This window comes from Xanthocytophaga agilis, from assembly GCF_030068605.1.
Lineage (GTDB): Bacteria > Bacteroidota > Bacteroidia > Cytophagales > 172606-1 > Xanthocytophaga > Xanthocytophaga agilis.
Window position 1 is genome coordinate 73,600 of record NZ_JASJOU010000019.1, and the last position, 18,206, is coordinate 91,805.

At 38.0% G+C, this 18,206-nt stretch carries 15 protein-coding genes; 7 read left to right on the forward strand and 8 right to left on the reverse strand.

Features of this window, described 5'->3' with window-relative positions:
- Positions 1-86: 86 nt before the first annotated feature.
- Positions 87-1,403, forward strand: a complete 1,317-nt coding sequence (gene murA, locus QNI22_RS34995; RefSeq protein ID WP_313978199.1) for a UDP-N-acetylglucosamine 1-carboxyvinyltransferase — start codon at positions 87-89, stop codon at positions 1,401-1,403.
- 37 nt (positions 1,404-1,440) lie between these two features.
- Here murA and QNI22_RS35000 read toward each other — a convergent pair whose 3' ends face one another.
- Together QNI22_RS35000 and QNI22_RS35005 are read right to left on the reverse strand one after the other, a co-directional pair.
- Positions 1,441-2,214 (reverse strand): SDR family NAD(P)-dependent oxidoreductase, encoded by a 774-nt coding sequence (locus tag QNI22_RS35000; RefSeq protein WP_314518569.1) that lies wholly within the window; start codon positions 2,212-2,214, stop codon positions 1,441-1,443.
- Positions 2,215-2,347: 133 nt separating this feature from the next.
- Positions 2,348-3,178 carry a phytanoyl-CoA dioxygenase family protein gene (locus QNI22_RS35005; protein ID WP_314518573.1) on the reverse strand — a complete coding sequence of 277 codons (831 nt, stop codon included), beginning with the start codon at positions 3,176-3,178 and terminating at the stop codon, positions 2,348-2,350.
- Between the two features lie 113 nt (positions 3,179-3,291).
- Between QNI22_RS35005 and QNI22_RS35010 the strand changes: the two genes are divergently transcribed.
- Positions 3,292-4,413 (forward strand): BamA/TamA family outer membrane protein, encoded by a 1,122-nt coding sequence (locus QNI22_RS35010; RefSeq protein ID WP_314518574.1) that lies wholly within the window; start codon positions 3,292-3,294, stop codon positions 4,411-4,413.
- A gap of 111 nt (positions 4,414-4,524) precedes the next feature.
- On the opposite strand, the gene QNI22_RS35015 is transcribed toward QNI22_RS35010, so the two are convergent.
- From QNI22_RS35015 to QNI22_RS35025, 3 genes are all read right to left on the reverse strand, one after another.
- Positions 4,525-5,160 (reverse strand): phosphatase PAP2-related protein, encoded by a 636-nt coding sequence (locus QNI22_RS35015; protein WP_314518576.1) that lies wholly within the window; start codon positions 5,158-5,160, stop codon positions 4,525-4,527.
- A 102-nt stretch (positions 5,161-5,262) separates the two neighbouring features.
- Complete coding sequence (locus tag QNI22_RS35020) at positions 5,263-6,267, reverse strand: aspartate-semialdehyde dehydrogenase (RefSeq protein ID WP_314518578.1); 1,005 nt, start codon at positions 6,265-6,267, stop codon at positions 5,263-5,265.
- Between the two features lie 233 nt (positions 6,268-6,500).
- Positions 6,501-7,781, reverse strand: a complete 1,281-nt coding sequence (locus QNI22_RS35025; RefSeq protein ID WP_314518580.1) for an OmpA family protein — start codon at positions 7,779-7,781, stop codon at positions 6,501-6,503.
- Positions 7,782-7,945: 164 nt separating this feature from the next.
- On the opposite strand from QNI22_RS35025, the gene QNI22_RS35030 reads away from it, so the two are divergent.
- From QNI22_RS35030 to QNI22_RS35040, 3 genes are all read left to right on the forward strand, one after another.
- Positions 7,946-10,261 (forward strand): lamin tail domain-containing protein, encoded by a 2,316-nt coding sequence (locus tag QNI22_RS35030; protein WP_314518581.1) that lies wholly within the window; start codon positions 7,946-7,948, stop codon positions 10,259-10,261.
- 26 nt (positions 10,262-10,287) lie between these two features.
- Positions 10,288-10,803 (forward strand): hypothetical protein, encoded by a 516-nt coding sequence (locus QNI22_RS35035; RefSeq protein ID WP_314518582.1) that lies wholly within the window; start codon positions 10,288-10,290, stop codon positions 10,801-10,803.
- A gap of 79 nt (positions 10,804-10,882) precedes the next feature.
- On the forward strand, positions 10,883-12,013 hold the full coding sequence (locus tag QNI22_RS35040) for a CapA family protein (protein ID WP_314518584.1): 1,131 nt from the start codon (positions 10,883-10,885) through the stop codon (positions 12,011-12,013).
- Positions 12,014-12,019: 6 nt separating this feature from the next.
- Here the strand turns inward: QNI22_RS35040 and QNI22_RS35045 are convergent, their stop codons facing one another.
- The 3 genes from QNI22_RS35045 to gap all read right to left on the reverse strand — a co-directional run bounded on the left by QNI22_RS35045 (position 12,020) and on the right by gap (position 14,739).
- Positions 12,020-12,757, reverse strand: a complete 738-nt coding sequence (locus QNI22_RS35045) for a hypothetical protein (protein WP_314518586.1) — start codon at positions 12,755-12,757, stop codon at positions 12,020-12,022.
- A gap of 22 nt (positions 12,758-12,779) precedes the next feature.
- Complete coding sequence (locus tag QNI22_RS35050; protein WP_314518588.1) at positions 12,780-13,496, reverse strand: hypothetical protein; 717 nt, start codon at positions 13,494-13,496, stop codon at positions 12,780-12,782.
- A gap of 235 nt (positions 13,497-13,731) precedes the next feature.
- Positions 13,732-14,739, reverse strand: coding sequence for a type I glyceraldehyde-3-phosphate dehydrogenase (gene gap / locus QNI22_RS35055; RefSeq protein ID WP_314518591.1), 1,008 nt, complete (start codon positions 14,737-14,739; stop codon positions 13,732-13,734).
- A gap of 577 nt (positions 14,740-15,316) precedes the next feature.
- Between gap and dprA the strand changes: the two genes are divergently transcribed.
- Together dprA and pafA are read left to right on the forward strand one after the other, a co-directional pair.
- Positions 15,317-16,432: a DNA-processing protein DprA gene (gene dprA / locus QNI22_RS35060; RefSeq protein WP_314518593.1), complete on the forward strand. Its 1,116-nt coding sequence runs from the start codon at positions 15,317-15,319 to the stop codon at positions 16,430-16,432.
- Positions 16,433-16,553: 121 nt separating this feature from the next.
- Positions 16,554-18,203: an alkaline phosphatase PafA gene (gene pafA / locus QNI22_RS35065; protein WP_314518595.1), complete on the forward strand. Its 1,650-nt coding sequence runs from the start codon at positions 16,554-16,556 to the stop codon at positions 18,201-18,203.
- Positions 18,204-18,206 lie beyond the last annotated feature (3 nt).

Below are 18,206 nucleotides of genomic sequence, written 5' to 3' on the forward strand. Positions count from 1 at the left end.
AGAAATGACCAAAGGCCGTTTGTTGAATAATGAATGGTCGCACTATATTTTACCATTTTTACTATTCTTCATTCTTAACTTAAGATATGCTTTCTTTTCGCATTGAAGGAGGACATCGCCTCAAAGGAGATATTATACCACAGGGAGCTAAAAACGAAGCTTTACAGATTGTATGTGCCGTTTTGTTAACTCCCGAACCTGTTACCATTCATAATATACCAGATATTCGGGATGTTAATAAACTAATAGAGTTATTAGGTGATATGGGAGTGGTAGTTGAAAAGTTAAGTTCGTCCTCTTATAGATTTACAGCCAAAGATATCGACCTGAACTATTTGGAGAGTGATGCCTATCGCTTAAAAGGAAGTGCATTACGTGGATCTATTATGGTATTGGGGCCTTTGCTTGCCCGTTTTGGAAAAAGCCGCATCCCTAAACCAGGTGGTGATAAAATAGGCAGAAGACGTCTTGATACCCACTTCCTTGGTTTTGAGAAGTTAGGAGCTAAATTTAATTATGATCCACAAAATGGATTCTATAATATTGATGCAAGCAATTTGCAAGGCTGTTATATGTTATTGGATGAGGCATCTGTCACAGGGACAGCCAATATCCTGATGGCAGCTGTCCTATCCAAAGGCACTACAACCATCTATCATGCAGCATGCGAGCCTTATATTCAGCAACTATGCAAGATGCTAAATCGCATGGGTGCAAAGATAAGTGGAATCGGCTCCAATCTACTGACTATTGAAGGAGTAGATTATCTGAAAGGAACTGAACATACTATGTTGCCCGATATGATTGAGATCGGTTCCTTCATTGGAATGGCAGCCATGACCCAGTCTGAAATCACCATCAAAAATGCTGGAGTTGAACATTTGGGTATTATTCCGGAAACTTTTCGCAGATTAGGTATCCGATTGGATATAAAAGGAGATGATATTTATATTCCGGCTCAGGAACATTACGAAATAGACACTTTTATTGATGGGTCTATTATGACAGTATCCGACCATCCGTGGCCAGGTTTTACACCTGATTTATTAAGTATTGTTTTGGTAACAGCAGTACAGGCGAAAGGAACAGTGCTTATTCATCAGAAAATGTTTGAAAGCAGGTTGTTCTTTGTAGATAAACTTATTGAGATGGGTTCACAAATTATATTATGTGATCCTCACCGCGCTACTGTAATAGGCTTGAATCGTGCTATCCCTTTACGAGGTATTCGTATGACAAGTCCGGATATCCGTGCAGGTGTTTCACTATTGATTGCAGCCATGTCAGCTAAAGGTGTGAGTATCATCGATAATGCAGAGCAAATAGATCGTGGCTATCAGCAGATTGATACAAGATTACGCAATTTGGGTGCTGTGATTGAACGTATAGACGGCTCAAAATAAGACCAAAAATAAATAAAGCGTGATTCACAATCACGCTTTATTTATATATACCACCAGCAATTTTCTCAATCATTGTTTTAGGAAGCAACCACGCCATAAAAGCGCCCAGTTGATTCAATCCGCCAGAAATAACCTCTGCCTTCCCAGCAAACATTTTTTTAACACCATCTTTTGCAACCGCCTCAGGTGTCATATTTACTTTTTTAGCAGCCTCCAGAGCTTTTGGTGTAATACGTGCTCTTTCTACAAAGGCGGTATCTGTAGAACCTGGACTCAGACAGGTTACTGATACAGATGTATCTTTTAGTTCATGCTTTAATCCCCTTGTAAAACTCAACACAAACGTTTTGGAAGCTGCATAGACACTCATATTTGGTAAAGCCTGATAAGCAGTAGTACTCGATACGTTTAAAATGTACGACTTAGATTGTTGTTTTAACATAGGGAGGAGAATATGACATAGCTTTACCAGAGTTGTCATATTCAATTGCATCATATTGGTTAGTTCATTAATAGATGAAGTATCAAAAGGTCCGCATAAACCATATCCCGCATTATTTACCAATATAGATACCTGATAATTATTCTGTCTACACCAATTATATATTTGCTCTGCTGCATTATTATCAGACAGATCTAATGACAGATACTTGACCTGCACAGAATATAATTTCTGAATCTCTTCTGTTACAGATTTCAATAACTGCTCAGATCGAGCTATTAGCAAAAGATCAAACTTACGTTTGGCAAGTTCTATAGCAATCGCTTTTCCAATTCCTTTACTTGCGCCTGTTACTAGTGCATATGACATAAACTCAGATATAATTAGGTTTGCTCAGTTTTTACGATACAACTTCAAACATACTATTTTTCCATAAAAAAAGCCGTTTGGGAAATACCGGAATCTGGCTTTCTCCAAACAGCTTTTCTGGGAATGGAAACAATTAATTTTGAACTTTACTAGCAAAACGATGATAGAAGGGTGTTTTACTATGTTCATTCTTCGGTTTGTAGTCTCCTGTAATGATAGGAATGTACATCACTCTACGCCGGCTCTTCTCTCCGAAATGAGGTGAAATGTGTACTCTGTGCCAGATTCTGCCATCATGTACCGTCAGATCCCCTGCATCTACATTCAAGCCTGCTTCCCTGGGATCAGGATTGTGATCAATAAAGTATTTTTTGGAAAACAACAGCTTTAACATCCCCTGCTTATGGGTTCCAGGCAAGACCCGCAAGCCTCCGTTTTCAAACGAACAATCATCCAGATGGATACCCACATTCAGCATAGGCATGATACGCTGACCCATAAACAGATCTCTGGGACTATCAGTATGCCATCCCATCTGTGAAAAATTACTGTTGGGTGTACGAACATAATGATTGACCACCAACCCATCTTTTTCATTTTCCCCTATGCGTCCTTCATATGGATAAAGCAACTCAACCAATGATTGCAGGCGTGAGTCTTGTAAGAATTCTCTGAGTACATCACTGTACAAAGAGGTGAATGCCAGGCGTTGGATCATACGGTTTCCATTCTGATCCTGCCCAAATTTTAAGGGGATACCGTTTATCTTCTCAATCTTCTGATCGAGCCACTTTTTCTCAATGGCATGAATCTCTCTCAGAAACAAATTGACTGTGTCTCTGCTGATAAAGTTTTTAAACTGAATGATACCATTTTTATGAAAGAAGCTCTTCTGACTTTCGGTCAGTGAGTTTTCGAGTACAAATACCGGGCTATCAAGAATTGTCGGTTTGGAAGCCATCATACTTTAAAGGTGTCTAGTTGTACTATTACCTCGTAAAGTTAAATTATTGTTAATTAATTATAAATTTTTTATTCAATGATATTTTCGTAAATATGTAAGCAATTTACTTAAACATGATCCGTTCACATTGTCACTGGTGTAGTTTTTTTTTCATCTATTTATTTGCCACCAGCACTATTATTGCTCAAAATCAGCAGGATATAAAAAATCCAACCGATTCTTTGCCTTCCAGAAGGTCATTATTGATTTTTCCGGTAATTGCCCGTTCTATTGAGACAGACTGGGCATTTGGAGCCGCCGGTTCTTTCACTTTTCGCCCTAATCGTAAAGATACAAGTAGCCGTACCTCCAATATACAGGGGCTGGGACTCTATTCGTTGAACAAACAACTGGTTATTGCTTTGAATGGCACTACCTATTTTGCCAATGAAAGATATATTTTGAATCAGCAGATTTCCTACAGTTATTTTCCAGACTCATTCTGGGGAATTGGACCTAATGCACCAGAGTCAAACAAAGAATCTTATATCTTTAAGCAATACTATATCTATCCACATCTTCAAAGACGCATAGGAAGACGCTTCTTCCTGGGTATGCTATATGAATATCAACGTCTCCTGGAAGTTGATTATAAAAAAGGAGGACTTCTGGATAGAGAAGAGATTCCTGGCAAGAATGGTTATCAAGTCTCTGGTGTCGGATTCAGTTTTACATGGGATAGCAGAAACCATGCATTTGTTCCGGATAAAGGAGAGTTGCTTCAGATCCAGTTTAATCATTTCAATGAAGCATTGGGTTCTGATTACAGATATACCAATTATATGGTAGATCTTCGTAAGTTTATCAAGGTTTACAAAAAACAGGTACTGGCACTACAGCTTTATGGATTCTTTAATGATGGAGTAGAAGTTCCCTTACGCAGTCTGGCTTCCTTCGGAGGATATAATAGCATGAGAGGTTATTATGATGGACGATATCGTGATCGTAATCAATTTGTATTTCAGACGGAATATCGTTTTCCTATTTACTGGCGCTTTGGTGGGGTGGTATTTGGTAGTACAGGAAATGTCACTCATCGATTCAAAGACATCAGTCTTGCCCATCTCAAATATTCCTATGGGCTAGGGCTTAGATTTCAGTTAAACCGTACAGAAAAACTAAATTTACGCCTGGATTATGGCATAGGTCAGGATTCTTCACGAGGGTTATATTTTCAACTGGCAGAAGCATTTTAACTAGATAAAAGAATTATTGAGACTGTCGATATAACCTATAAAGGCTGGTAGATTCGGGTTACGTCTTCACTCCAAAATCTGTTCGCTTCTTTAAAATTATCTTATATAACTTCATTTATAACGAATTATCTTTCTTGCAATAAGCCAGCACAAATATGTCAATACAGGTGCTGCCAGTACATCAATACTATAATGAACATGCTGAACCAACACACCAGCACCAACCAAAACAGTTGCAAGTAATCCTAATAATCGGTCTACCGGACGTTGTAAGCATAGAAACATAAGGAAAACGGAAGAAGTATGTCCAGAAAAGAATAAATCTTTGGTAACGAAACTTTTTCCATAGAAAGCATTACTAAGGGGATCTGTTAATTCAATAAGCCCTACAGGTGGATTCAGTGGAATGGTCAGAATAGTAATGATTCGTAAAACAGATACCAAAGTGTATCCTACCAGAAATAGCAATACACGATCTGGCTCTTTAGCAAAACGAATCAACGAAAGAATCACCATTCCCCAGATTGCAAGAAAGACCCAAATAGAAACATCTATGGCTGGAATGTTCACCAGTAACCAATCATGTAAAAGCATTCCTTCCCGTTTAACAATATATTGAAAGAATACAGGAAAGGTTGCGAGAAGTATGAGTACACTAAAAAGACTACCTATTAACTTTTTTCTAAAAATTGTATTCTGCCAGGCCTGATGCCAGCTTGCTTTCACTTCCGTCCAATACTTCTGCACTGATTTACTATTTCATGTAATACAAAAAACAAAAACTCCGCAAAAGTATATCTTTTACGGAGTTTTGTAAATCTTTCGCTAGAAAGAAAATTCACTACTCGATTAAACAGTAGTAGGTTTCAATACATTTTCCATCAGGTATTCAGCAATCTGAACAGCATTGGTAGCAGCTCCTTTACGCAGGTTATCAGCTACAACCCACATGTTCAATGTATTTGGCTGACTTTCGTCCCGACGAATACGACCTACGAAAACTTCGTCTTTTCCATGTGCATCTTTTGGCATTGGATATTTAAAGTTAGCTACATCATCTACTACTACCACACCTGGAGCATTTTTCAATAATTCAAATATATCTTTCAGATCGTAATCTTTCTCAAACTCTATATTTATAGACTCAGAGTGACCACCTATTACAGGAATCCGCACCGTAGTAGCAGTTACCTGAATGGAATCATCCCCCATAATCTTTTTGGTCTCATTGACCATCTTCATTTCTTCCTTGGTATATCCATTATCCAGGAATACATCAATATGTGGTAACACATTCAGGTCTATGGTATGAGGATATACTTTAGGCACTTCAGCATTTCCTTCCCGCTCTGCAAAAAGCTGATCCACGGCTTTTTTACCAGTTCCTGTTACTGACTGATAGGTTGACACAACAATCCGTTTGATTGTATAGGCTTTGTGCAATGGGTTCAATGCCACAACCATCTGAATAGTTGAACAGTTTGGATTGGCAATGATCTTATCTTCAGCAGTCAATACATGTGCATTTACTTCAGGAACTACCAGTTTTTTTGTAGGGTCCATACGCCATGCAGACGAGTTGTCAATCACGACAGTACCTACTTCGGCAAATTTTGGTGCCAGAGCCAGAGAAGTAGACCCTCCAGCAGAGAATATAGCAATATCCGGACGTTTTGCAATAGCATCGTCAACACTTACAATCTTGTAGGAGTTTCCCTTAAACTTAATTTCCTTACCAATTGACTTTTCTGATGCAGTGGGAATTAATTCTGTAACAGGGAAATTTCTTTCCTCCAGAACCTTGAGCATTTCGCCACCTACAAGCCCGGTGGCTCCTACAACGGCTACTTTCATAAGCGTTTAAATTAAAATAAGGTAAGAAAATAAATGAGTTGTGTAAAAGGATTGCAAAATTAGGAACTCTTATTTAAAAAGAGAAGTTTTCGCAGACAATCTTTATAGAATTAATAGTTAATTCTACTTATTTCTTTTACTTACCTGACATTTGGCAATACAAAATCTTGCAACAACAAAAATGCAGAGACATAGTATTTTTTGTCTCTGCATCGATATAAAACTTCAATACATCAATTTGTCTTAATAAACTCTACACGACGGTTATTTGCTTTGCCTTCAGCAGTAGTGTTTGGATTCACAGGCTCTGTAGCCCCTTTTCCATCTGTTGTCATTCGAGCATCTTCTATTCCGAATTCTTTTGAGAGAGCCGTTTTTACAGAGGTAGCCCGTCGTTTGGATAGTTCTGTATTTCTGGATGCATCTCCATCACTATCTGTATGTCCGATAATTTTAACCTTCAAAGATGGGTCTGATTTTAAGGCTTCCGCAATTTGCTTTAGCACTCCATACGATTCTGGTTTGATTTTATCTTCATTGACATCAAACAAAATGCCATTGGTGGAAAATTTACCAGCAGCCAGTTTCGCACGGATATCAGGATTACCAACAGCCACCCGAATATTACGGATATATACGTCATTTTCAGTTCGTTTTACAAACTGAATCGTATTGTATACATTACTACCATTAAATGTTCTTGCGATATCCATCACCTTTCTATCATTCAGATACATACGCAAACGCCCCTTTTGTCTCCAGATAGATACTTTAATATTCTTTTTCACATTCTCTTCAAAGACACTTCTTATACTATGGTCTGTGTTGGATTGAAAAGTAGGCTGATTAGGAATATATGACTCCATTTGTATCCAGTCTCCATATAGGTCAATAGAGATACCATCTTTCCGATAATCAGTCCATTCTATCTGACGACGTTTCAATTCCTCATTAAATATCTGAAAGAAAATCCCTCCGTCAGATTCTGTAAGTATCATGTCAAACTCAATTGTGGCGTTTTCTGGAATATTAGTAATAAACTCAGGTAGAAAGGCTGAATAACTACCCCCTTTTAGTGCCATCCATTTACCAGGATAATTGTTCAAAGTAACAATTTCACTGGAACCATTGGTATTCCATCCTTCTGGCAAATCATCATCTGCTCCTACCCGACTAAAATCTTCAAATGCAATCACTTTGTCACCAGGTACAAAATCAAACTTACTGTATGCTTTGAGAGGTGTTATCTCAAGAGTATTACCATTCGTACTACTATTCTCACTACCGGATTCTTTTTCTTGAGTCTCAGACGAATCTGCTGGGGCCTGTTTACCTTCAGGACCAGGCTTCTCGGTTGTTTTTTTATCTTTCTTCTGAGTTGACTTATTAATGGCTTCTTCTGTCTTATCTACCACTTTATCTTCTACCTTTTTTAACATTCGATCCAAAAGCTGACTATAGGATACATAGTGAATAAAAATAAAAAATAGAAAAGACATACTTACTTTCTTCATGTGCTTATCAGTTAAAGGTTACTAAATGATTGTCGTGTGTTTATGAAGTGCCATGTAAAAAGTAACCCTTTGACTCAGATAGTTTACAGATGTATTTTTTCTGTATAAAAACTATAAATAATTCAAAAATTTACCTCTACTTTCGCCAAAAAGTCTTTTGCTTTATGAGGACAGGTACACTCCTGCTATTTTTATCCTTATTTTTTCCTATTACTTCCCTAAAGGCTCAATTGACAGAGCACTTTTCTGATGGCAACTTTACGCAAAATCCTGCCTGGCAAGGTGATATTACCTCCTTTTGGGTCAATGCATCTCAAAAGCTACAGAGTAGTGGATCATCATCTTCATCAGTTATCTCATTAGCAACAACCAATACAGCTGCAGATAACACTACCTGGGAATTCTCTGTCCAGTTAACCTTTGCACCTAGCAATAGCAATTATGTCCGGATTTATCTGATGAGTTCACAAGCTAATCTGAAGAACGATCTGGATGGATATTATATTCGAATAGGTGAAACGGGAAGTGCGGATGGTGTTGATCTATACAAACAAAGCGGAAGTACATCCACAAAAATTATTGATGGAATAGCAGGTCGGGCAGCAACCAATCCTAACCTTACTATACGGGTATATAGGGATGCCATTGGGAACTGGCAATTATTTTCAAAACAATCCACCGAAACTGCTTTTGTCAGCGAAGGCACTATAACAGACAAAACCTTTACCAACACTAGTTATTTTGGGATTGTATGTAATTATACATCTACGAATGCATTAGGCTTTATTCTGGATGATTTGACGATAGATGGAACAACTCCTCCGCCAATCCAACCTATACGTCCTATCAGCTATAAAGACATTATCATTACAGAACTACTCGCAGATGAATCTCCTAGGGTAGAATTACCACAGGCTGAGTTTGTAGAACTATATAATACAACAGACAAAAGCCTTTCCCTGAAAGGTTGCACATTAAGTGATCCTTCCAGCAAAGTTATCTTACCTGATTTTACGATAGCTCCACAAGAATATATTATTTTATGTAAGAATACCTATGCAACAGAATTTGAAGCCTTTGGGAAAGTAGTATCACTTAGTAGCCTTCCCTCATTAAACAACTCAGGAGATGAATTAACGCTACGAAATCCAGTCGGTGTGATCATTGATCGGGTGAAGTATGATATAAGCTGGTATCAAAGTTCTGTAAAATCGGAAGGAGGATGGTCTATTGAACTTATTGACCTTACCAATCCTTGTGGTGAAGACAACAACTGGACTGCGTCGGTATCCGATGAAGGAGGTACACCAGGACAAGTTAATTCTGTCGCAGCCTCCAAGCCAGACCTTACCCCTCCGACTCTGGCTCTAACAGAAGTTATAGCAACCAATCAACTCCAGCTTACATTTAGTGAAAAACTAGATAGCATTTCAGCTAATACACTCAGTAATTACTCTCTCAATCCAACGATACAGATAGAAACGATCCTATGTGAATATCCATTTCGTTCTGTACGACTGACTCTCTCATCAGACATTCAACCCAAACAGCAATATACACTCAGTATAAAGAATCTCAGGGATTGTAATCAGAATATACAAACCAATATGCTGCAAACCCTACTAGCACTGCCTGAAACAGCAGATTCTGTAGATGTAGTGATTAATGAGGTTCTCTTTAACCCCAGAGTTGGAGGAGTAGACTTTGTAGAAATTTACAACCGATCAGACAAGTATATCAATTTGCAGAATTGGCAACTAGCCAATATTGAAGAAGATATTCCTGCCAATAAGAAAACGTGTACCTCTGTCAATCGACTATTACCACCTAAGAAATTTGTTGTCTTTACAACAGATGCCACAATCCTGAAAAATAACTATCCTAAAGCGCAGACTGAAAACTTTGTTGTGATGTCCTCCATGCCTACATTCTACGATGAAGCAGGTAATGTGGTACTCATCAACGAAAAAGGAAATATCATTGACCAGTTTGACTATTCAGAAGATTATCATTTCTCTATGATACAAGACAAGGAAGGAGTCTCACTGGAACGACTTAATGTTAATGTGGCAACGAACCTGCCAGCTAACTGGCATTCAGCTGCGGCCACAGAAGGATATGCGACTCCGGGATATCAGAACTCCCAATCTGTTGCAACAACCTCCACAACAGCGACTATTCAGGTTACCCCTAAAGTAATTACACCCAATGAAGATGGTTACCATGATTTTACGTCCCTGCTCTATCATTTCAGTACACAAGGTAACATAGCTACTATAACCATTTTTGATATGCTTGGAAGACAGGTCAAACAGATTGCCTCCAATCAATCACTGTCTACAGAAGGATTCTTTACCTGGGATGGAACCAGTCAAACAGGAGATAAAGTAAGGTCAGGCAGATATGTTATTGCTTTCTCTCTGTTTAATCCAACAGGAAGAACCCAATTGTTTAAAGAAGATGTAGTCGTAAGCTGGTAAATACAAAGATTCGAATCCAATACTATATGTCCAAATTCACCGAATTAGTACAGATCTACCAAACAGATCGTCAGTTTTATAATAACTATGAACAAGCCAGTTTCCAGTTCGCACAGTTGCTAACAGAAGCTGTAAAACAATATTACCAGATACCTGAAGAAAACTTCTTCTTTATAGGAGGAGAAGATCAGCAGAAAACGGTTGCCAGTTTAGCCGAAACCTTATTGATGGATGAAAAAGGTTTCTGGCATGTACGTTATGGTATTAATCTTCCTTATACAGATGCGCTTTCTCAAGGACAGGGTTTTCTTTTAATTGTGGAAATACTCTTCAAAAAACTCAATGGAAAATTTATAATACGCCTACCGGAAGAAGAAGATTTCTTTATTCATTCTGAAGAATCAGAAACAGACTTTTCTTCCTTTCTACATTATCTGCATAATTACCTATGTCGGTTTCTCGAAAATCGGTTTGAACGGTTTCTCAATGGTGAACAAACTGAACGGTCTGCAATAGGCTTTCGTATTCATGAAAAAGACTAGGTTTTTCACTTTTGTTGGATTACTCTTTTTCTGCCAGCCTCTGGTTTGGTATCTTTGCGGTTCGCCAGAACAAGACATCATGTATAAAAAACTGATTACCTTTGCTTTAGGGGTAAGCTACACAGCTACCATCCAAGCCCAGGATACATTAAAGATCAAACAGGATACTGTACAGATCTCATCAGATACACTTTCGCATAAGGCAGACACACTTACAATCATTGGTGTAGGAGATATTATGATGGGTACAGATTATCCGGATTCTTCATTTTTACCTCCCAATGATGGAGCTACTATCTTTCCGGATTCAATCAAAACGATATTGCGTAATGCCGATGTAACCTTTGGTAATCTGGAAGGAACCTTACTGGATAAAAACAAAGGTGGCAAAGTAAAGACTTGTTCCAATCCTGCTATCTGCTATGCATTCCGGACGCCTACGCGTTATGGAAAATATCTTGTAGATGCAGGTTTTGATATGATGAGTCTAGCCAATAACCATAGTGGAGATTTCGGGCCAGTAGGAAGACAAAGTTCTATGCAGACGCTTGAGTCCAATGGAATTCTTTATGCAGGTTTACAGGTAGCTCCCACTACTGTATTTGTAAGGGATAGTACCCGATATGGTCTAATCGCCTTTGCACCCAATGAAGGGACTCTGGATATACGCAAGATTAAAGAGGCACAGGAAATGGTTCGTAAACTGGCAGATTCCGTTGATATTGTAATTGTTTCCTTTCATGGAGGTGCTGAAGGTCGCGGAGCACAGCATGTAACCAAGAAAACAGAGCTTTTTGTAGGAGAAAACAGAGGCAATCCATATGATTTTGCACACAAAATGATTGATGCAGGTGCGGATATTATTCTAGGTCATGGACCACATGTTACACGTTCAGTAGACTTATATAAGGATCGGTTTATTATCTATAGCTTGGGTAACTTCTGTACCTATGGCCGCTTCAGTTTGACTGGTGAAGGAGGAGTGGCTCCTATTGTAAAAGTTTCTATTAACCGGAAAGGAGAATTTATAAAAGCCGAGGTTACTCCAATCAAGCAAACAGGAGAAGGAGGTTGCCAGTTGGATCAGGATAACAAAGCCATTAAAACACTGCAGCGTCTTCTGGCAAGCGACTTCCCGGAAGTACCTCTTTCTATAAGTGCAGCAGGAATTATTGAACGAAAAACAACTCCAGAAACTGTACAAGAGTAAAGATCTCTATATCTTTTCCTCAAACTCACAGTGTATGGTCAATGGCTCCAGAAATCGGTGTGTATATTCGAGCAAGGTATAGATAAACAGTATGATACCGATCATTTCCAATGATTCTTCAATGGTCATACATAACTGCATACCTATACCTTCTGCATGCACTTGGTAGTAGTAACTGCCAACAGTTTCCATTCCAATGGTGCCACTTAAATATACACATGCAGAGACAATAAAAAAAAGCCGAGTACGTAAAGGGAGTCTGATTAGAAATTTCAAATAGGTAAAACCAATACATATCACTATAAATCCCATTGGTATAACCCATCCCAAAAAAAATATTCCAGTGCTACTACCCGCAATATACCGAACAACGTCAATCAATATCTCGTGTAGACTAATCAACTCATCCATAGATAAAAACAAAAATATCAGAGACAAGCCTAGCCAATGGTTCCGAAAAGTCAATTGAAACTTACGTTTAATTGAAGAGATCATATATAGGATTACTGCAGTTGTCATAAGCAACAGCATAGAGAAGAAAGAAGGTATATTTCGTTCTCCATCCAAATCAAACTTCTGATATACCTTACTATTTATATCTATCTCATATTTGCGAAACTGCATACCAAAACTGACCATAGCCAGCACTAAGGCTACAAAAACTAAAAACCAGACAAAACGCTGATAATTAAACCGCAATACAACTTGCTCTTTCTCTGATCGCATTATTTCTGAAGAATACATAGCTCAACATGAAATAGGAGTATTAGAACTTTACCTGAAAATCAACCCTGGGTATATACTTATTCATATAATCCAGTAATGCAAAAATAAAAATGGCACCTCCCAGCATTTTTACGCCATCTGCAATGACCAATAGTACTTGAAGCGATAATGAATCTGGCAAACTATTTTTGTAATCAATACGTATCGTTTCTTCAACAAATGTGCTTGTGATATAAATAAACTCTGTAGCAATAAAGAATATTCGTGTCCTGAGAGAAAGATGAGTTAAAAACTTTGTGTAGATAACAAAGAGAATTACCAAAACTACAAAGATGGGCACGATCCATCGTTGGAAGAAGAGCATAGCAACAGGTTGAAAGCTTTTTTGTAAGGATTCGTCAAATTTGGCATACATATCTGTCGCCTCATAAAATGCTAATAGAAAGAATCCGACAGACAATCCAAACCAATGCCATACAAAGGATTTGTTTCTTTTAATATGAGCAATGACTGATAATAAGATAGCCGCAGCCAACAAAATTGCAACAATAAAGAATGTATTGATAGTCCCATTATTATGTACACTTTCTGTCTCTTTGCTGATTAAACTTTGAAGATTTTTATTGTATAGATAAATCAGCATGCCGGAGCGAATGAATACTAAGGCCAATATCAGAATCAGTAAGATCATCAAGACACGATAAGCATTAATAGAATAATTTATCCATTTCGGAGGATCAGAATGTACATCTAGCATATTGGCAACCTAATTAACTGTTTACCAGATTATTAATTTATCATTATCTTATTATTATTAATTTAGTATATAACCTAACAAAAGGTAAACTCTTTGCAGAAAAAATATAAATCTATTAATAATACGAAAACATACAGACCTTGGATTTCACATTTGGAACATACAACAAAATAAAAAAGCACGCTACCCCATTGATAGCGTGCTTTTTTAAATATCGTATGCTAGTTATTGCAGATTAGATTTTAGCAGTATAAGTGATTAACTCAACCAGTTTATTAGAGTATCCCCACTCATTATCATACCAGGAAACAACCTTAACAAAAGTTGGGCTTAACTGAATACCTGCTTTTGCATCGAAAATAGATGTACGAGAGTCTCCAATAAAGTCAGAAGAAACTACTTCATCTTCAGTATATCCCAGGATACCTTTCAGTTCCTGCTCAGAAGCACGTTTCATTTCAGCTTTGATTTCTTCGTAGGTAGCAGGCGTTTTCAGACGAGCTGTTAAGTCGACTACAGAAACATCAGCTACAGGAACACGGAAAGACATACCAGTCAGTTTTCCTTTCAGTTGAGGAATAACCAGACCTACTGCTTTGGCAGCACCTGTAGAAGAAGGAATGATGTTTTGATAAGCACCACGTCCACCTCTCCAGTCTTTCATAGAAGGTCCGTCTACAGTTTTCTGAGTAGCTGTTACAGCGTGTACTGTAGTCATCAAACCTTCTTCAATACCCCACTTATCATTCAACACTTTAGCGATAGGAGCAAGACAGTTGGTAGTACAAGATGCATTAGAAATGATCGTCATTTCTGGCTTATATGATTCGTTATTTACTCCCATTACAAAAGTAGGAGTGTCATCTTTTGCAGGAGCAGAGATAACAACACGTTTTGCACCAGCTTTTAAATGCAAACCAGCTTTCTCCTGATCCAGGAATAAACCAGTAGATTCAACTACATATTCAGCACCTACTTCATTCCATTTCAAGTTAGCAGGATCTTTTTCTGCAGTAACACGGATTGCGTTTCCGTTTACAACCAGTTTCCCATCTTCCACCTTCACATCCCCTTTAAATAATCCATGAGTAGAATCATAACGAAGCATATATGCCATATATTCTACATCAATCAAGTCATTGATACCTACTATTTCGATTTCAGGGTGGTTAGTAACGGCTGCACGAAATACCAGTCTACCGATACGACCAAACCCATTGATACCTACTTTTATTTTTGCCATGAGTAATATGAGGTTAAAAGGTTTCCAATTGAGACAGCAAATCTGAATAATCTTTTGAATACAAACAAGGAGGTTTTTTATTTTTTGCCTTCTAATGCATCTAAAGCAGATTTTTGATGCCTCTATTTAGATAACTTAAGTGTCTGTAAAATAATTCCGTATATCTACCTACAAAAGTAATGAGTAACAAAAAAGTTATGACAAAATAATAAAATCCACATATCCTGCTAACTCAATAAGGCTGTAAATAACTGCAAATCAACATAATACAACTAAATATTATTATTCACCAATAGTGTATAGTGACAGAAACATCTACACTTTAAACTATCTTATTTTATCAAAAAATCATTTTGCATAATCTCTCAATATACTTCATTTTACTACAGAAAATTTTTAGTTTCTATTGAGATGTTTAGTAGAGATATGCTCTCTCTCAGGTATTTCACATTTACTATCTCCATTAAATTTATACTTTCATACCTCTATATCTTCACACAGAAACAAAAAAACCATTACATAAACATTTACCTAAACTATTGAAACTGTATAAAATCAAAAATATTTTTTAGTCTATATGGAAGAAGAAATCATACATCAGATTGCGCTCAGTCTTACACCAGGTATAGGCATTGCTCTCTCCAGACAATTAGTAAGTTATTGTGGATCTGCTCAGGAAGTATTCAAAGCATCCAAGGGAAAACTAACCCGAATTCCAGGAATAGGAGAAAAGACAGCAGAGATTATACATGCCAGAGAAGGGTTTAGTGTAGCAGACTTTGTCTATGAACAAGCACTTAAGCAGAATGTCCGAATACTTTTCTATACCCATAAGGATTATCCGACTCGCCTTAAACAATTACCTGATGCTCCTATGTTATTGTATTACAAAGGCACAGCAGATCTGAATGCGAAGAAGGTTGTTGCCATTGTGGGAACACGTAATGCAACTACCTATGGAAAGAAAGTAACAGAAGAACTGATAACAAGTTTGTCTGTATATCCGGATGTATTAGTAGTGAGTGGTCTGGCTTACGGTATAGACATTACAGCACACAAAGCCTCTGTAAAACATAGTGTTCCAACTGTAGGCGTCTTGGGAAGCGGAGTTGATACAATCTACCCGGCTGCACATAAAAATACAGCTCAGCAAATGTTTGATAACGGTGGATTGCTTACAGAATATACCTTTGGAACCAAACCTGATGCCCCTCATTTTCCGGATAGAAACCGCATTGTAGCTGGAATGTCAGATGTAACCATTGTTGTTGAAGCAGCCATTAAAGGCGGTGCTTTAATAACAGCACAGATTGCCAATGATTATAATCGCGATGTGATGGCAATTCCTGGTAGCCTCGACCAACCTTATTCTGCAGGTTGCAATCGACTGATACGTAATCATCAGGCACATATTTATACATCATTATCTGATCTTGAGTATCTGATGGGTTGGGCAGAAGAAACAGGCGAGAAAAACAATCCATCAGTACCTATTCCATGGATGCAACAAGAGGGTTTATCTGAATCTGAAAAAAGTATTTTGACTCTGCTCACAACACAACCTGATATACTAATTGATGACCTCAGTTGGAAATCTCAGATTCCAGTTAATCAGATGGCATCCATACTTCTTACGCTTGAACTACAAGGATTAATTAAATCTTTACCTGGCAAACGGTTTTCTTTAGCCTGATTAGTAATAGAATACGTTTACCCAAAAGAAGTTTTTGCACCAATAACGTAATACTTAATAAAGAATTAATTCAAACCATATTCAATTCTGTTTTAATTTGCTGCAAAAACCAACAAACCCAATGAAAAAAATACTAATCCTACTGCTTGTCACACTTTCTTTACAGGCACAACATAAATCTGCAAAGAAATCTCCAGCGATAAGCAAAGCTACCACCAGCTCACAGCCTAAGCTGGTAATTGGTATTGTAGTAGATCAGATGAGTTATGATTTTCTGATCCGTTATAACAGTAAATTTAGTGAAGGTGGATTTAAAAGGTTGGTACGTGAAGGATTTTCCTGTAAAAATGCTCACTACAATTATGTACCTACCTATACTGCTCCAGGTCATACATGTGTATATACAGGTTCTGTTCCAGCTATTCATGGTATAGCTGGTAATGAATGGTTTGATCAGCGCACAGGCAAAGTGGTATATTGCACAGAAGATAGTACAGCACATACTATAGGCAGTGAATCTCAGGCAGGTCTGATGTCCCCACGTAATTTGCTGGTAACTACAATTACAGACCAGTTACGTTTGTCAAACAATATGCAGTCCAAGGTTGTCGGCATAGCGTTGAAAGATCGGGGAGCAATTCTGCCTGCCGGGCATCTTGCCAATGCAGCCTATTGGTTTGATTCGTTCAGCGGTAACTGGATTACAAGTGATTATTACATGAAGCAGCTACCAGAATGGGTACAACAGTTTAATGGGCAGAAGCTGGCAGCTAAATATCTTTCTCAGGTATGGACGCCTCTCCTAAATGCAGCTCAATATAGTGAAAGTACACCCGATGATCAGGCTCATGAGGGTCGTTTCCGGAACGAAACAAGCTCTTCTTTTCCCCATGACCTGCCTAAGTTAAGAACAGCCGATTTTGAATTAATTCGTTCTACACCATCAGGAAATACAATCACGAAAGACTTTGCACTGGCTGCTATAAAAGGAGAAAATCTGGGTAAAGGCAAAGTAACCGATTTTCTGACAGTTAGCTTCTCTTCTACAGACTATGTTGGACATCAATATGGACCATATGCCATCGAGACAGAAGACACCTATCTTCGTCTGGATCGCGATATTGCCGAATTACTAACTTACCTGGATACCTACATCGGAAAAAACAACGTACTGGTATTTTTGAGTGCAGATCATGCGGTTGCTCCTGCAGCAGAACACATGACAAAAATGAATATTCCAGCAGGAGTATTTGATGGCAGAAGCATGCTTACCAACCTGAAAAAACAACTGAATACACAATTTGGCGAAGGTGACTGGATACGTAGTTACGAAAACAATCAACTGTATCTAAACTATACTTTGCTACAACAAAAAGGAAAAACAGTTGAAGACATTTATGAAAGCATCACACCTTCCCTTCTGCAATTAAATGGGGTGGCAAATGTGATCAATCTTCACGAAATCAATGAAAGTATTCTGCCTGAGCATTTTATCAAAATGATCAAGAATGGTATACATCGTAAACGTTCTGGAGATATCTACATTGCGCTGGAGCCTAACTGGTTTGAAGGTCGCAAACAAGGTACTACACATGGTTCATTTTATGCCTATGATACGCATGTACCTGTGATCTTTTATGGAGGCCCAGTAAAACATGGCAGCAGCATAGATGAAGTTTTTGTAACGGATATATCTGCCACAATAGCCCAACTGCTCAATATTATGGAACCTAGTGGTTGTATTGGCAAACCGATCCCTGTAGGAAAATAATCT

Excerpts from the sequence above, each read along its gene's own strand:
- QNI22_RS35005 (WP_314518573.1), bottom strand. The coding sequence starts at position 3,178 with ATGATGGCTTCCAAACCGACAATTCTTGATAGCCCGGTATTTGTACTC.
- pafA (WP_314518595.1), top strand. The coding sequence starts at position 16,554 with ATGAAAAAAATACTAATCCTACTGCTTGTCACACTTTCTTTACAGGCA.
- QNI22_RS35025 (WP_314518580.1), bottom strand. The coding sequence starts at position 7,781 with ATGAAGAAAGTAAGTATGTCTTTTCTATTTTTTATTTTTATTCACTAT.
- QNI22_RS35030 (WP_314518581.1), top strand. The coding sequence starts at position 7,946 with ATGAGGACAGGTACACTCCTGCTATTTTTATCCTTATTTTTTCCTATT.
- QNI22_RS35020 (WP_314518578.1), bottom strand. The coding sequence starts at position 6,267 with ATGAAAGTAGCCGTTGTAGGAGCCACCGGGCTTGTAGGTGGCGAAATG.
- QNI22_RS35000 (WP_314518569.1), bottom strand. The coding sequence starts at position 2,214 with ATGTCATATGCACTAGTAACAGGCGCAAGTAAAGGAATTGGAAAAGCG.
- QNI22_RS35035 (WP_314518582.1), top strand. The coding sequence starts at position 10,288 with ATGTCCAAATTCACCGAATTAGTACAGATCTACCAAACAGATCGTCAG.
- murA (WP_313978199.1), top strand. The coding sequence starts at position 87 with ATGCTTTCTTTTCGCATTGAAGGAGGACATCGCCTCAAAGGAGATATT.
- gap (WP_314518591.1), bottom strand. The coding sequence starts at position 14,739 with ATGGCAAAAATAAAAGTAGGTATCAATGGGTTTGGTCGTATCGGTAGA.
- QNI22_RS35050 (WP_314518588.1), bottom strand. The coding sequence starts at position 13,496 with ATGCTAGATGTACATTCTGATCCTCCGAAATGGATAAATTATTCTATT.
- QNI22_RS35010 (WP_314518574.1), top strand. The coding sequence starts at position 3,292 with ATGATCCGTTCACATTGTCACTGGTGTAGTTTTTTTTTCATCTATTTA.
- QNI22_RS35045 (WP_314518586.1), bottom strand. The coding sequence starts at position 12,757 with ATGTATTCTTCAGAAATAATGCGATCAGAGAAAGAGCAAGTTGTATTG.
- dprA (WP_314518593.1), top strand. The coding sequence starts at position 15,317 with ATGGAAGAAGAAATCATACATCAGATTGCGCTCAGTCTTACACCAGGT.
- QNI22_RS35040 (WP_314518584.1), top strand. The coding sequence starts at position 10,883 with ATGTATAAAAAACTGATTACCTTTGCTTTAGGGGTAAGCTACACAGCT.